The 14,439-nt window shown below is 58.1% G+C and carries 9 protein-coding genes, 1 tRNA gene and 4 pseudogenes; 6 read left to right on the top strand and 8 right to left on the bottom strand.

From position 1 onward, the window contains the following. Window positions 1-637 precede the first annotated feature (637 nt). On the bottom strand, window positions 638-781 hold the full coding sequence (locus JQ575_RS46700) for an SANT/Myb-like DNA-binding domain-containing protein (protein ID WP_409364863.1): 144 nt from the start codon (window positions 779-781) through the stop codon (window positions 638-640). Window positions 782-1,478: 697 nt separating this feature from the next. On the opposite strand from JQ575_RS46700, the pseudogene JQ575_RS45195 reads away from it, so the two are divergent. From JQ575_RS45195 to JQ575_RS46695, 3 genes and pseudogenes are all read left to right on the top strand, one after another. Beyond that, window positions 1,479-1,805: pseudogene (locus JQ575_RS45195) on the top strand (IS3 family transposase); the annotation flags it as partial. An 860-nt stretch (window positions 1,806-2,665) separates the two neighbouring features. Next, complete coding sequence (locus JQ575_RS36610; RefSeq protein WP_212038063.1) at window positions 2,666-4,861, top strand: M64 family metallopeptidase; 2,196 nt, start codon at window positions 2,666-2,668, stop codon at window positions 4,859-4,861. Window positions 4,862-4,867: 6 nt separating this feature from the next. Next, window positions 4,868-5,320 carry a calcium-binding protein gene (locus JQ575_RS46695; protein ID WP_212038062.1) on the top strand — a complete coding sequence of 151 codons (453 nt, stop codon included), beginning with the start codon at window positions 4,868-4,870 and terminating at the stop codon, window positions 5,318-5,320. A 77-nt stretch (window positions 5,321-5,397) separates the two neighbouring features. On the opposite strand, the pseudogene JQ575_RS36595 reads toward JQ575_RS46695, so the two are convergent. Then, window positions 5,398-5,734 (bottom strand): annotated as a pseudogene (locus JQ575_RS36595) (transposase); the annotation flags it as partial. On the opposite strand from JQ575_RS36595, the gene JQ575_RS36590 reads away from it, so the two are divergent. After that, entirely contained in the window at window positions 5,685-5,939 is a 255-nt protein-coding gene (locus JQ575_RS36590; RefSeq protein WP_212038061.1) for a hypothetical protein, read from the top strand. The pseudogene JQ575_RS36595 and the gene JQ575_RS36590 overlap by 50 nt on opposite strands. Window positions 5,940-6,121: 182 nt before the next feature. Here the strand turns inward: JQ575_RS36590 and JQ575_RS36585 are convergent, their stop codons facing one another. Further along, on the bottom strand, window positions 6,122-9,001 hold the full coding sequence (locus JQ575_RS36585) for a calcium-binding protein (RefSeq protein ID WP_212038060.1): 2,880 nt from the start codon (window positions 8,999-9,001) through the stop codon (window positions 6,122-6,124). 62 nt (window positions 9,002-9,063) lie between these two features. Beyond that, window positions 9,064-9,312: a hypothetical protein gene (locus tag JQ575_RS46250; protein ID WP_212038059.1), complete on the bottom strand. Its 249-nt coding sequence runs from the start codon at window positions 9,310-9,312 to the stop codon at window positions 9,064-9,066. A 257-nt stretch (window positions 9,313-9,569) separates the two neighbouring features. Between JQ575_RS46250 and JQ575_RS36575 the strand changes: the two genes are divergently transcribed. Together JQ575_RS36575 and JQ575_RS36565 are read left to right on the top strand one after the other, a co-directional pair. Then, window positions 9,570-9,725 carry a hypothetical protein gene (locus JQ575_RS36575; RefSeq protein ID WP_212038058.1) on the top strand — a complete coding sequence of 52 codons (156 nt, stop codon included), beginning with the start codon at window positions 9,570-9,572 and terminating at the stop codon, window positions 9,723-9,725. 1,029 nt (window positions 9,726-10,754) lie between these two features. Then, window positions 10,755-11,689, top strand: a pseudogene (locus tag JQ575_RS36565) (IS630 family transposase). Between the two features lie 784 nt (window positions 11,690-12,473). Here JQ575_RS36565 and JQ575_RS36560 read toward each other — a convergent pair. The 4 genes and pseudogenes from JQ575_RS36560 to JQ575_RS45185 all read right to left on the bottom strand — a co-directional run. Continuing rightward, window positions 12,474-12,548 (bottom strand) — tRNA-Ser (locus JQ575_RS36560). A gap of 219 nt (window positions 12,549-12,767) precedes the next feature. Then, window positions 12,768-13,967, bottom strand: a complete 1,200-nt coding sequence (locus JQ575_RS36555) for an ERF family protein (protein WP_212038056.1) — start codon at window positions 13,965-13,967, stop codon at window positions 12,768-12,770. A 30-nt stretch (window positions 13,968-13,997) separates the two neighbouring features. Continuing rightward, window positions 13,998-14,225, bottom strand: coding sequence for a hypothetical protein (locus tag JQ575_RS36550; protein ID WP_212038055.1), 228 nt, complete (start codon window positions 14,223-14,225; stop codon window positions 13,998-14,000). Window positions 14,226-14,304: 79 nt separating this feature from the next. Continuing rightward, window positions 14,305-14,439, bottom strand: a pseudogene (locus tag JQ575_RS45185) (endonuclease); the annotation flags it as partial.

Raw genomic sequence — 14,439 nt, 5'->3', positions numbered from 1 at the left:
TTACGGTGATTGGTGAGCTCATATTCAACTCGCATTGGCGCGATTGCGGGGGCGGGGGAAGGCTTGATTAAGACGGACAGTTAATAGGCGAGTGCCGCAGACGTCGCTTAATCATTTCCTGGCGCAGTTTGTCCGCCCTTTTCCCGAACGCTTGGGCTAGCCGTGAAATGTCCTCGTGCCTTCGATCGCGTCGGCTTGTTGGCGGATGTTTCGTAATAGCGCGCAATGCTCTCATCGGAAATTCGCTCGAAACTCAAATCAACTCCTATCTAGTTCCGCGTCCTCGCCCTGCGAGGCCGCTGGCTTTGTCTCTTCGGCATAGCGGGGATGGTCGCCCTTCAAGGCTGATTCCCCAGTTGTCGAAATGCAATAAATCCATTCGTTCGACGTGTCCCGCTTCCTCGTTATCCAGCCTTTGCTGAGCATTTCATAAATGGTCGAGGGGCCGGCTGGATGGAGTTTTGCACTAGGGAACCCGCCTTCTCCGATTAATGCCTGCAGCGCAGCACGTTCGCGATAGGGAGGAATGTGAGGATCGAACCGGGAAATTTAACGCTTCGCCTTAACCTTTCCAGCGGAAAAACTGGCGGCGCTGCCGTGAGACGCTCGGTAAGGCTTGCTTTCGGTTATGGTTGCCCTAACGGAATTCCTTGTAAAATCGGTGACGGACGGCCGCGGCCGAACGTCCCAGTTCCTTGGCAATCTCAACAGGACGAATACCAGCAAGAGCGAACTCACGCACCTTCTGATCCTCGTCGGTAGACCAAGGCGGACTGGCGATCAGCGGCCCGCTTCATTATTGTGACTGCTCCTCGGTCATGCGCCGTTCAATGAACTCGCGCTCAACTTCCTTGAGTTTGGCGAACTCGGCGATGCCGGGCGATCTTGTTGCGGTGCGTGCGCAAGCGCTCCAATTGCTCTTCGATTATCGTCGTCACCCTTTGACGGTCGTTACAATCTTTCGCCGGTAAAGAGGCGCAAGCCCGCCGAAAAAATAGGCGGGAAGTCTATTCTGTCAAGGACTGGACGATGCGCCTGATGGGGCGAATTCGGTTTCACGGTTAGCCTGTGCATGCTCGACCGAAAGGCCCCGATAATGTGCAGCCATCTACCGGTATTGATGCTGAAAACTTAAAGTTTGGGCGCTCGGCGCGCCCTTTCAAACAATCGCCCGTTCAAAAAGCTTTCAGTGGTTGGCATGGGATCGACAAGCTACGCATTGAAAATTATGCGTTGTCTGCCAATTCCAGTGGACGCGGGGTCGGCGGATTTTTCGGAGCACAGCTGAGGTTCTCGCCAGCCGTGGGCATGGGGCACGCCGAGTGAGCGATCATGCTGTGGCACGATCACAGTTTCCCTGCCCATCTAGAGGAGGTGCAGGGCCTCTCTGGGGGCTCGCAATCGCGCCGGCGGTAGCATAAGCCTACCGGACGAAGACGCGACGCTCGCTAACCCGCCGACGTGAGACCGCCGGCGGGATGGCGATCTGGCGACGGGGCAAGCCGGACGCGCTGCTGCATCATTCCGATCGCTGCAGCCAATACACCAGCGAGCAGTTCCAGCGGTTGATGGCCGATCACGGCGTCGTCTGCTCGATGAGCGGGTTAGGCAATGTCTAACGCGACGATGGAGAGCGTCTTCTCGTCATTGAAGACCGAGCGGACTGCGCGCACAAAATGTAACGGACGAGGGCCCACGCCAAGGCCGACGTCTTCGATTACATTGAGCGCTTCTACAATCCGAAGCGTCGGCACTCGACGATCGAATATTGGAGCCCGGCGGAGTTCGAGCGGCAGACTGGATTAGGACAGAACCGGGTGCAGCTCAAAGTTAAGCCTCACATCCAGAAGTGCGATTTCGCCACATTTGCCCCCGCATCGGCTCGATTTGCTACCGGGTATGATGTCAGTCACGAAAGAAAGCCCGCCGGCGCAAACTGGCGGGCTTACTCTTCAGGCCGACAAGTCCCGCGCCCGCGTCAAGATTCGGGCCTTGACCGGCTCCGGAGCGTCCGCCCGCAAGAATTGGCGACCAACTTTCTCACGCACACGAGGACCGCCAAGGCGTCCTCGGGATCGTCAGGAAGGCTGCTGGCGACGCATAGACCAGGTCGACGATGCCAAGCTTCGATCTTCATGCCGTCGCTCCTTCGTCGTCGCACTGCCTCGACGTCCAGGTGGCCAAACGCGCAAGACTGCAGATAGCAAACCGCCCCTGACCGCAATTCATGCGAACCGAGCCATGGCTCGCCATCGCCGCCGTCCTCTTGATGCTCCGGTTCTTGTTCGGTCGACGCCCTGTTCGTTGCCGTAGGATCGGGCGCCGGCTTCCGTCCATCCAAGTGACGGCTCTAGGTCAGAATCAATATCGCGGGCATCGAGGAACGCCAGGAGGCGGTCGATCTTGTCAGCGGCCTTCGTGCGAAGCTTACGAAGGCCGCTGTAGCGCTCTCTCGGATGGCCTTGTTGCAGCCAGCCGAGCGGCAAAGGTTGCCTGTGAGGGCGCTGGTGGGGTTGCAGACGTTTTTATGGGTGGCATGCTATGCACTCTGTCAGCCTGGGTCATTTGGATTCCCGGCCTTCGTGGCTCGGGTTAGGCCCGGCGCGGGAGCTTCAACCTTCCCGCCGGGTTGTAATTATGCTAGCACGGTTACATGGGAAACGGCTTGCGGGCGATTACCACCACTGGGGATAGCACAAATCGGGTCGATATCATTTTCCTTGGCGACGGCTATACCGCTTCCGAGATCGGGAGCACCTTCCCAACTCATATACAGAGTTATCTCAACTACATCTTCGATGACAGCGCTCTGACGCAGCCATTCGGCCGCTATGAGAGCTTCTTCAACATTTACGCTGTTGATGTGATCTCGAGCCAATCGGGAGCGGACGATCCAGGGACAGCGACTTTCCGTGATACCGCGCTCGACGCGAGTTATTACTGGGATGGCGTCACCGAGCGGCTCTTATACGTAAGCGATACAAAAGCCCAGGAAGCGATGGACAGCGCGCTGGCGGGAACGAGCATCGGCGACGAGATACGTTACGTGCTCATTAACGATAGCAAATATGGCGGCGGCGGTGGCTATTTCGGCGTGTTTGCGGCGGGCAACAGCAGCGCTCAGGAAATTGGGCTGCACGAAATCGGCCACTCATTTGCGGGTCTTGCAGACGAATATGGCGGAAACACCGGGACATATACCGGTTCGGAGCCGAGTCAGATTAATGTCACAACGAATTCTATTGGCGTGAAGTGGGCAGAGTGGCTCGGATACGATGATCCAGCGCTGGGTTTGGTAGGCTCCTACGAAGGTGGTCTCTACTATGATCACGGAATTTACCGGCCAACTGAGGACTCAAAAATGCGCAGTCTGGGTCGACCATTCGATCCGATCGCACGCGAGGAGTTCATCCATAGGTTTTATCAGTTTGTCGACCCGCTCGACGGTCATGACGACAACATCGGTACAAAGTTCAACGTGCAGACGCTGAGCGTGGACGTAATCGACCCAACCGTGATCAGCGTTGACTGGACGGTGAACGGCCACGCTTTCGTCAACTCCGGCGACACATTCAGCTTTTCCGATCACGGCTTCGACTATGGAAGCTACAGTGTCACGGCGCGCGCGTATGATCCAACAGATTGGGTGCGCGGAGAGCGCAGCGATCTCGAGCAATCGGTCACCTGGGCCGTCGTCATCATCACCGGAATCGACGACTCGCCGATCATCACCTCGAACGGTGGCGGCGACAACGCGACAGTGCTGGTCGCCGAGAACACGGGCGCCGTAACTGGGGTCACTGCAACCGATGTGGACGGCTCCGCAATCGTCTATTCGATCCTGGGCGGTGATGATGCTGCGCAATTCCAGATCAATTCCATAACGGGTGCCCTGAGTTTTGTCGGCACTCCGAATTTCGAAGCGCCAACAGATGCCGATCACAATAACAGCTACGTCGTCCAGGTTCGCGCCTTCGATGGGAGTCTGGTGGACACGCAGACCATCACGGTAAACGTCACTAACGTCAACGAGCTAATCGGCGGCCCTGGCAATGACCTGATCTACGGCGGCCCTGGCAATGATGTGGGAGTAGGCATTGGGGGTGCCGACGTGCTGGTCATGGGCAACGGCGATGATTACGCCTATGGCGGGACCGGTAATGACTACGCCTATATGGGCAACGGAAATGACATCGCGGTCGGCGAAGCCGGCGTCGACGTGCTGCTGGGCGAGGCAGGGAATGACAGCCTGTTTGGCGAAGATGATCAGGACTACTTGTTCGGCGGGTCCGGCACAAACGTTATGTTCGGTGGTGCGGGCGTCGACGTACTAAATTCCGAAGGCATCAACGATGTAATGTATGGCGGCGCTGACGGCGACTACTTCTACGCACTGAGCATGGGCCCCGCGACCGCCTTTGGTGAGGCCGGCAACGACATCTATGTCGGTGGTATAGGCACCGATACGTTCTACGCCGGCGACGGCCAGGACTATTTTTACGGTCAAGATGGCAACGACGTGGCCTATGGCAACACCGGAGTAGACGTGCTTCTCGGCCAAGGCGGAAATGACTTCCTCTTTGGAGGAGGCGGTGCGGCCGATTACCTAGTTGGAGGCGCAGGAGCCGACGTCTTCGGAATTGAGAACATTGCGGGCGCAAACGTCATCCAGGACTTCAATCGTGCCGAGGGAGATCTGATAAGCATTAAGGGTACCAACCTCCACTCGTTTGCAGACGTTCTGGCCAACACAACCGATTACGGCAGCTTCAGCGTGATCACAATCAGTCCTACAGAAAACATCTGGCTCATCGGTCAGACATCGGCAACGTTCCAGGCTACGGACTTCGCCTTCAGCTGAGACGTCTTGCCTGTCCTTCTAAAACTTTTCGCCGCCGACTTTTGGCGAACGCCGCAATCGCGGCCTCGAGCGTCGGCTCGTAGCGAGGCGGGGCGGCGTGCCGCGGAAGCGCCAGCATCTGCGAAGCCTGCTAACGACGCAATTTATGGCGGCCAAGGCAATGACACCCTTTTTGGCGGGAATGGTAACGACACACTGGTCGGCGCAGTGGAGTGGATGTACCGGTGGGCGATGGTGGAGACGATTATATTTACCTTGCTAGCGGCGAAGCTTCTGAAATTTACGTCGCGCAGGCCTATGGGGGCTCGGCAACGATATTTTGATCTCCACCGGCGGGCGCGTCATCGACAGGGCGGTGACGGCAACGACACGATGTTCGGTAATGCCGGTCAAGATATTTTTATGGTGGTAATGACGACGATTATATGTTTGGCGGTGACGGTGTTGACGTACTCATGAGAAGCGCTGGCAACGACTATTTTGACGGCGGCCAAGGCGTGAATGACTACTTCGGCGGCAACGGCGGTGGCGCCCGCAGCTGGCGCGGAGCCGTCGGCATAGCGCATGCCAGCTCCCGTCGCAGATGGGTGAAGGCAAATTCGGCCGGCGTCCGCCATCAGAGTTGCGAGGTGGGCGAGTTTTTTTGTAATCGGCCCGCCAACATCCGAGGACGATGCGAGCCTGGGCCAGGGACGTGAACAGCGTCTCATTCAACAGTTCGTCCCGTAGCGGCCGCTTGAAGCTCTCGATGAAGGCATTCTGGGTCGGCTTGCCCGGCGCGATGTAATGCCAGTCGATCCGGGCGGCATCAGCCCATGCAAAAATGGCGGCGCTGGTGCGTTCGGTGCCGTTGTGGCTGATCACTGTCTTCGGTTATCATCAGCCGCTCCCGCTCTCGGACGCGTCTACGAAACTCGCCGCGGCCGGTCCGGCGCCGATCGCGAGGCGCTCGAACGCCTTCGTCATTGGCGATTCCATGGATGATTTCTTCGATCTGCTGCTGAAGAACATCACGCGAAATAGTTGCCGCCACCGCTGGCTCGCGCCGCCGGTGTACAACTTCGGTGCCTTCCGCTAGCTCTGGCTTATATTGCGCCAGATCCTCATTATCGTACCAATTTGAAATTGGAGGCACGGACGACGAAGTTGGACATCGTCGATTCAGCGCGCCGCACGCGTCAATATGTGATCAGGCCCAACTCAAAGCTCCCGCTGTGATGCGGGAGCTTGGTCTTGAACGCGCGCCTGCACCAATGGGCGTCACGTGAACCTGAACATGCTAGCGTCAAGATCACCGGGCCCCTTTCCGATTAGCCACGCCGCGTTTCCGGCAGCATCGGTAATGATCGTGGTATTGATGCCAGCCGCATAGAACGAAGCAGCCTGCACGTCGGCAAAGGAATGCAACGAAGTCCCGGAGAAGTTGAGTACGTCATTGATGCCACCCGTGTTGAAGTCCTGGATCACCATCACCTCGGAAGAAAGGTCGTTGATCGTGAACGTATCGGAGCCGCCGCCACCCCAAGCATAGTCTACTCCGCCGCCGCCGGTAATGAGGTCGGCGCCTGTACCCATCAGGAACACGTCGACACCTGCTCCGCCGGTGACGGTGTCACCGCCGTTCGAGCCATAGACATAGTTCTGGCCAGAGCCGCCGTTGATTACGTTACCCTCAGTCTCGCCGGAGGAGATGAAGATGTTAAGCCCAGAGCCGCCGGTCATAGTATCAACGCCGGCTCCGCCGTAGAAATAGTTGGTGCCCGCGCCGCCATAGAGGACGTCAGTGCCGGCCTCTCCAGACATGACGTTGACGTCGCTTGCCGACGCGCCACCATTGCCGAACAGCGTGTCATTGCCGTCCCCTCCGAAGAAATAATTAAACCCGGCCTCTCCAATCAGAAGATCATTGCCGCCACCGCCGATCAACACATCAAGTCCAGCGCCACCGTATGCCGTGTCATTGCCCCCATAAAGGTAGGCATAGTCAGCGCCGGTACCCCCTACAAAGAGGTCATCGCCGTTCCCCATGATACCGACATCGTTTCCGTCACCACCATATGCGGTGTCATTGCCCCCGCTGCCATAAAGCGAGTTATTGCCGGCATTGCCTGTCAGGGTGTTCGCCGACGCGTTACCAATGGCGGTGATGTTGCCTGAACCGTCGAGGATCAAATTCTCGGTGTTGGCGGATATCCCGTAGGTGACGGTTGTGTGAACGGTATCGGTGCCTTCGGCAGCGTTTTCCGTAACAATATCCCCGGCGTTATCGACGAAATAGATATCGTTGCCGAGACCGCCGATCATCGTGTCGGCCCCTGCACCACCGTCCAGACTATTATTGCCTGCACCGCCGTAGAGATTATTGGCGAGAGAATTGCCTGTTCCTGAGACGTTGGCCCCAGTCAAGATACTCAGGCCTTCAATATTAGCACCCAGCGTATAGTTGAAATTGCCGATGAGATTGACGCCATCGATGCCTTCATTGCTATTTTCGACAACAATATCGCCCGCATTATCAACAAAATACTGGTCGTTTCCGTCGCCGGCGGCCATGGAATCGGCGCCACCATTACCGTCGAGAAAGTTGTTCCCTGCATCTCCGATCAAGGTATCGTTGAATCCCGACGAACCTCTCAGGTTTTCAATCGATGTATAGGTGTCACCCGCCGCTTCACCTGTGTTGGAGGCAGGCGTAGCGAGACTAACCAGCACTGCCGACGCTGCGCTGATGTAGTCGGCGGTGTCGTTACCAGCACCGCCCGCAAGCACATCGGCCCCCAAACCACCTCGAAGAGTATTGTCGCTCCCGTCGCCGGTCATAGTGTCGTTAAAATTCGAGCCCATCAAACCTTCGATCGACACATATATGTCGCCAGAAGCCTCGCCAGTGTTTGAAGCCGGGGTCGCGAGATCGAGGACAAGCGCAGTAGAGGAATTTCCATAATCCGCGAAATCTGTTCCGCCGCCGCCGTCCAGCGAATCCGCTCCGAGACCGCCCCGCAAATTGTTGCTGTTCGCATCGCCGGTGAGCGTGTCATTGAGATTGCCCCCTCGAATGCCTTCAATGGAAATGAAGGTATCTCCCGCCGCCTCGCCGGTGTTCAAGGCTGAGTTGGCGAGATTTACTACAAGGGCCGACGTCGAATCTATATAATCCGCATAGTCAAAATTACCCGCGCCATCGAGCCTGTCCGCTCCTTGGCCGCCACGCAGAAAATTAATGTTGGCGTCGCCGGTAAGTGTGTCATTAAAAGCGCCCCCCTTTAACGCCTCGATCCCGATATAAACGTCGCCGATTGCCTCGCCCGTATTGAGAGCGGAGTTAGCCAAATTTGCCACGATGCCAGCCGCTGCATTAACATAGTCGGCATAGTCAAAACCGGTGCCACCATCTAAAGTGTCGGCGCCCGGACCTCCCTGGAGCAAATTATTTGAAGCGTCGCCGATCAAGTGGTCATCGAAATCGCTGCCGCGCAAACCTTCGATGGAGGTGTACGAATCGCCTGCGGCTTCACCCGTATTCACCCCAGAGTTCAGCAGACTGACCGTGATAGGCGCCGTTGAGTCACTATAGGATGCGAAATCGAAGCCCGCGCCGCCATCCAAGACGTCGGCACCTAATCCACCGCGAAGCGTATTGTTGTTACCATCGCCCCTCAGCGTATCGTTGGAGGCGGATCCTCTTACTCTAAGAATATTAGTATACGTGTCGCCAATCGCTTCGCCGGTATTGTTTGCCGTGTTTCCGAGATCGACAACCAATCCGCTGGCCGAATTCTTGTAGTCGGCGTAATCGCTAGTTGAACCTCCAATAAGATTATCGGCCCCAAGACCGCCTTGAAGAAAACTGGTGTTGCCGTTACCGGTCAATGTATCATTCAAATTGCTGCCGATCAGACCTTCTATCGAATTGTAAGTATCACCTGCTGCAAAGCCAGTATTGCTACCTGGATTTGCCAGGCTGGCAACAATTGCCAATCCGGAATCGGAATAGGAGGCGAAATCTTGTCCGGAACCGCCGTCTAATGTATCGCCGCCGTCGCCTCCGACGAGCGTGTCATTTCCGGCCAGCCCTTCCAGCTGATCAACGTTTGCAGTTCCAACAACAGTATCGTCGCCCGGCGTACCAACAATTGCCATTGTGAGATCCCCAGAAATATTGCCCTAGATGAAAGAAAACATCGAAATTACTACGAACGTTTTTATGAATGAAAATTCGAGATCTGACCAGAGTTTTTCTCGGACCATTCGCACCACAGCATATCGAAGGCGTAGAACTGCACCTCGTCATTGTGCTTGCGGCTGTGCAGGCCGTCGAAGTCGGAGATACCGTCCACGCCGAGCAGCACCGCTTCACCGTCCAGGACGAAGGACGTCGACCGGATGCGAAGCGCGGACTCGCTAATCGACGGATATCGATCAGACCAATCGTAACCATTCCGGGTGAACAAGGCGCACGCGCGTGCCGTCGCGCTGGACGATCAACCTGTAGCCGTCCATTTCCACTTCATGACGCCAATCGGGGCCGGCCGGCACCTTGGTTCGGCGGGTCGGGATGCAGGGCTCGAACGCAGATGTCATACGGACTAGATAGGCGAGGGCACTGAAAACGCGAATCGGATCCGTGCCGGACCTAGAACAAACCACGAAGGCGAAATGCTGTTTCCGTGCTGTCCGGAACAGTTGCTAGCCAGCCGGCGGTCATGGCATGACGGAAGCACCCGAAGACCTGGCGCGCGAGATATTCGACCCCGCCAGCCTGCTCGGGGTTGTCCTCGGGCCGGATGCAGACACCGCGATCGATGGATGCACCGCGTGGTGCTGGAAATCAGGGAGCGGGCGGAAACGTTGCGAGAAGCGCTGAAATGCGCCAACTCAGCCCCCCCCCCGGCGGGGCTTTTTCTGGCTGCCGTCATCGCTTCCGTGCAGCGGGCGGTGGCGCATCTTTCCCGGGCTCACCTGGGTCGCCTTTTTGGCCCTTTTCGCCCATGTCGCCTTTATCCCCTTTGTCGCCCTTTTCACCTCTCTCGCCCGAGGCGCCTTGAGCACCTTGCGCGCCGGGAGGGCCAGCAGGTCCAGCAGGTCCAGGAGGGCCTTCGTTGCAGCCCACGAGGGTGAAGACGGCTGCACCAACTATCATCATCAAAGGTAGTCGCATCATTTCCTCCGATCGTCCCTAAACTCGCGGCAGCCACTTGCAGCTATCGCGTTCCCATCCGCGCCAGGAAAGTGGGGGACGCAGCCAAAGGCCTTGCAAACGAATTGGAAACGGCCCCACATCATCACATCTGGGGCCGCGAACCTCCAACCCGGAGTTTTACTTCGCGGCGGAGGGGGGCCCGCCGAGCCGGAAGCTGATGAATGACTCTTGGCGCCACTATTCGTTCCCGGGGGCTGGGACCGCGAATGCAAATCGCGGCGCCCCATCAGAGCTGAGGTCGCTATCGAGACGGCTGCGGCCTCACCCTTTATTGCTTGTTTGATTTTGCGTCGGGGGCGGGAGAGGTTGTAGACACGCTGCTGCCTTGCCCTTGACCTACGGTGGGAGCGGTCGGGGAGGTTGCGGAACTAGGGGCGCTTCCGCTCCCGCTGGAGCTGCCACTTGAACTTGCGCTGCCACTTGAACTAGCGCTCCCGCCGGAACTGGCACTGCCTTGCGCGTGCAAAAGATGTAGAAGTGAGTAGAGTGGAAAGGGCGACTGCAGCGATCCTATTCATCTTCGGAATCCTTTGATGAGAGGCCCGAGTTAACTGAGGTGCGCCTGGTATGTTCCGGTCTCTTCGCGCCGCCGTGTTCAATTAAAGCGGGATGGGGTTAGGTTGAATCGATTTGGGATTCCCAAATCAGCTTGTTTCTGATTCACCATGCTGGCTGGGTAGGAGGCCAGCATGGATGGGCAAGCCTTATTCGCTGGATCTTCGCAAGCGTGTGGTAGCCGCGATTGAGGGCGGGATGTCCCGTAATCAGGCCGCCAAGCAGTTTAGGGTGGCGATCAGCACGGCGATTGGCTGGATGCAGCGAGTCGAAGAGACCGGCAGCGTTGAGCCCGGTCAGATGGGCGGCCACAAGCCGAAGGCAATTTCGGGAGACCACGCGGTCTGGCTGCGCAGCGGATCAAGAACGACGACTTCACCCTGCGTGGCCTCGTTACCGAACTTGCCGGGCGCGGCCTGAAGGTCGACTATCACTCGGTGTGGGATTTTGTGCATGCTGAGAAGCTCAGCTTCAAAAAAAAGCGTGGCGGCTGGCGAACGAGATCGTCCCGACGTGGCGCGGCGGCGCGTCCAATGGACAAAGCAAGACCGCGTCGAAGCTGAGCGGCTGGTCTTCATCGAAGAGACCTGGACCAGGACAGACATGGCACCCTTGCGGGGATGGGCGCCACGCGGGCAAAGACTCCCCACCAAGGTTCCTCACGGCCGCTGGAAGACCATGACCTTCCTGGCGGCATTGCGCCGTGATCGGATCGATGCGCCGTGGTTCATCGAGGGACCGATCGACGGCGAGAGCTTTCGGACTATGTGGCGAAGGTTCTTTTGCCGACGCTTCGTCCCGGCGACATCGTCGTCATGGACAATCTCGGCAGCCATAGAACCAAAGCCGTGCGCCAGCTCATACGCTCCGCCGGAGCCAAGCTGTTCTTCCTCCCAAAATACTCGCCCGACCTGAACCCGATCGAACAGGTCTTTGCTAAGCTCAAGCATCTGCTCCGAAAGGCCGCTGCACGGACCGTCGAGGCAGTCTGCGCCGCCATCGGCGAGCTCCTTGACGCCTTCACACCCGAGGAATGCGCGAACTACCTCAAAAACTCAGGTTATCGATGCTAATTTCATCATGCTTTAGGCCACAAAATCAAGAACCCGCCGGTGGCGGGTTTCTCTTTTGCACCATAGCTTCCCTAGATGCCAGACGATGACCAAGACATCCGCCGATCGCTCGCAAGAGCATTCGATCGGGCGTGGGAAAGCTACTACCGCTCGGGGGGTAACTGTCAGTCAGGATGTCGCTCGGACTGAATTGGCGAGGCGGCTTGTGCAGCTTTCGAAGGGAGGCATCTCCGGCGAAGAGCGCCTCGCCAGCGCCGGCCTGGTGCATTTGTGCGAGCTCGCACTTGGCGACCAAGCCGTAGCGAGCGGTGCCGACCTTTGGGAAACAACCGCTCAGAGTTTCTCAATCACGGCCTTAGCGGCCTCTCCCGCGGCAGCTTCGGACTCAGAATCCAGCGGTGTCACCAAACTCAATAATTCTTTCCCGATTGCTCGCGGAGCCACACATGGGCGTCGATCGGTTCGAGTTATTGAGGCGCGCCACAAGCCTGGTTTGCGCTGAAACGTCGTGATGGAATATTTCGCTAAGTCGGCCATTGTGGGCTCCTCGTAAGCTGTGGCGTTACTGAGGGCAAGATGCCCGAGGACGGGCCTTCCGAGAAACGCTCTCCCAAAAGCAACACTTTTGGTTGGGTCACGCCATGCTGGCGTTTTGCTAGCTAGTTGCCCGCCTGCTGTACCAACGGCGCGCACCTGATGCTGTCACCGATGAGCGACACTACCCCGCATTCCAAAAGAACAAACCGAAATTGTGAGAAACCCTTTATTTGCAGAGGTTTTTGATGGCGCCCAGCAGGATTCGAACCTGCAACCGACGGAGTAGAAATCCGTTACTCCAGAGTGCGAGGCCGAGAGGCGCAATGGGGCAAGAGCCCAAGAGCCGAAAGTAGATCTGCTGCCATTTTTGCTACCGAATTACATAGGAGGACATGGCGGTAACGCATGGCCAAGCTCGCCGATGTAGGCGAACAAGATCGAGCAGATTGACACTACCGATGATGTGCTGAGATGGCGATCAGTGTCGCAAAACGGTTCTCGCGTTCGAGCATCAGCCGCGCCATCAATCAATGATTTGAAATCAAGGACGTTGTTTTCCGGCTAGGCCGATGCGACTGGGCGGCGCAGCAGGCGTCCGATTTTCATTATCTTCGTCTTGGGCGGGTCGAACGACGGGCAGCGGATGGGTTTCCAGCCAAAGCTGGCGCGCGAAACCGACTGGTTCTAGGCCGGCTGTCACCCACCAATCTCTTTCTTTGCTGGCGCGGTGTAGCTCGCGATGATGCGCGCGGCACAGCGGCACCGTAAATTCGTCGCTGACCTTTTGGCCGAGACCGCGGGGCTTTGCAAAACGCAAATGGTGTGGGTCACATGGCTCGCGGCCGCAGACAAGGCAGGGGTGGCTAGCCACAAAGCGCAGGTGCTGCCGGTCTCGTTGCCGTTTGGTCTCCGGCAGGGTTAGCACGCTCTTGTCGATGCGCGATCGGACCTCTGGGGTCGTTATGGGGTGTTGCAGTTCGCCTGACGCGGTACCCGCATCCGACGTCATTTGGCGGCGGGCGAGCCGGTCCTGAAACGCGGTCCTGACTTTGTCGCCATCTGCGGGCATCAGGGCGTTTGCTTTTGGCCAGGCTTGCAGCGTCCAGGCGTCCAGATCGTCCTTGAGCCCTAACCCGTCGAGCTCGGCGAGCAACTGGTCCCGCAGTGTTGCCGAGGCTTCAGCCGACAGGACGCTGACATGAGCATGGTTGGCACGCTTGCGGACGCTCTGGAACGTTTTCGCTGGCAGAGTCTGGCCGTTCGTTCCGGATTGCGGCGGCCTGTCTGTGGGAGCTGGCTCCGCCGATTGGGGTCCAGCGTCGGGCGCATCGAGATCGTCATCGCCAGCGATCCCGACCAGGGTAAAGAGGCCGTAGCGCCGGGCATAGGTGAGGGCGGAGCCCATCCGATGCGGGGCCGTGGTCTCGGTGACGGGACAGACCGGCCAATCCGAGGCCAGCCATTCGCCGGAAGCATGGAGAAGGGTCGTGGTGAGTCGGATCAGACCGGTCTCAGGCTCGATCGCCGTTGCCTGGACCGTCGCGATCTCGTGCTTGCTCAGGCACCTTCGGACGATATCCAGTCCACTTGCCAGTGAGGCATACCGAAAGGTCCGGCTGTCCTCTCGCGGGAACGCCGAAGTAATGGTCGCCGTCAGCGACTTCTCGGGGTTGTGGATTTCCGCCTGCGCTTTGGCTAGGGCCGCGCCTATGTTGCTGATCGACTGGCTTGCACGTTGCATCGGTAACTCCGTTGAAGAAAGGCCAGGACGCTAACGAGCGGTCAGAAGTTCAGCTTGGATAGCTAAGACGAGAGCGGCGGCGACCAGCTCGGTTTCCAGATGGGCGGAGAAGTCGCTTATAAACGCATCCTGCGGGCAGGCGGACCGGAGTGCGCGTAGCTCGCACCAGAAAGCGGCCAGCAGCTCGAAGGCTGCGGCATATCCCTCCGGGGGATCGCAGGACGGGTCGAGATGGGCAAAGTCGAAGGGCGACTCCATGGGCGCATCCACGTCCTAACTTCTGCGAGAGCTTCGCTCCGGCTTCCAAAACGTAGCCAATCGGAAAGCTCGGCGGCGGCTACTCGGCGGCCTGAAGTTCAAAACTAATGGCGCCCGACTTGGAGCGCTTGGCGCGGACGCCGTGCCCTTTGGCCTCTTTCGCGTCCTCTGGAACCAGCTTCTTGAGCTCGCCCTTGGCGGCCTCGTGATCGAG

Origin of the sequence: Bradyrhizobium sp. JYMT SZCCT0428, assembly GCF_018131075.1 — a bacterium.
Lineage (GTDB): Bacteria > Pseudomonadota > Alphaproteobacteria > Rhizobiales > Xanthobacteraceae > Bradyrhizobium.
Note: the sequence above shows the minus strand (reverse complement) of the source record. Positions and strands in the feature narration are given on the sequence as shown.

What these genes read in the sequence shown, in the direction of transcription:
- JQ575_RS36590 (WP_212038061.1), top strand. Translation starts at nt 5,685, where the DNA reads ATGGCGGCGCTGGTGCGTTCGGTGCCGTTGTGGCTGATCACTGTCTTC.
- JQ575_RS36585 (WP_212038060.1), bottom strand. Translation starts at nt 9,001, where the DNA reads ATGGCAATTGTTGGTACGCCGGGCGACGATACTGTTGTTGGAACTGCA.
- JQ575_RS36575 (WP_212038058.1), top strand. Translation starts at nt 9,570, where the DNA reads ATGACGGAAGCACCCGAAGACCTGGCGCGCGAGATATTCGACCCCGCC.
- JQ575_RS36555 (WP_212038056.1), bottom strand. Translation starts at nt 13,967, where the DNA reads ATGCAACGTGCAAGCCAGTCGATCAGCAACATAGGCGCGGCCCTAGCC.
- JQ575_RS36550 (WP_212038055.1), bottom strand. Translation starts at nt 14,225, where the DNA reads ATGGAGTCGCCCTTCGACTTTGCCCATCTCGACCCGTCCTGCGATCCC.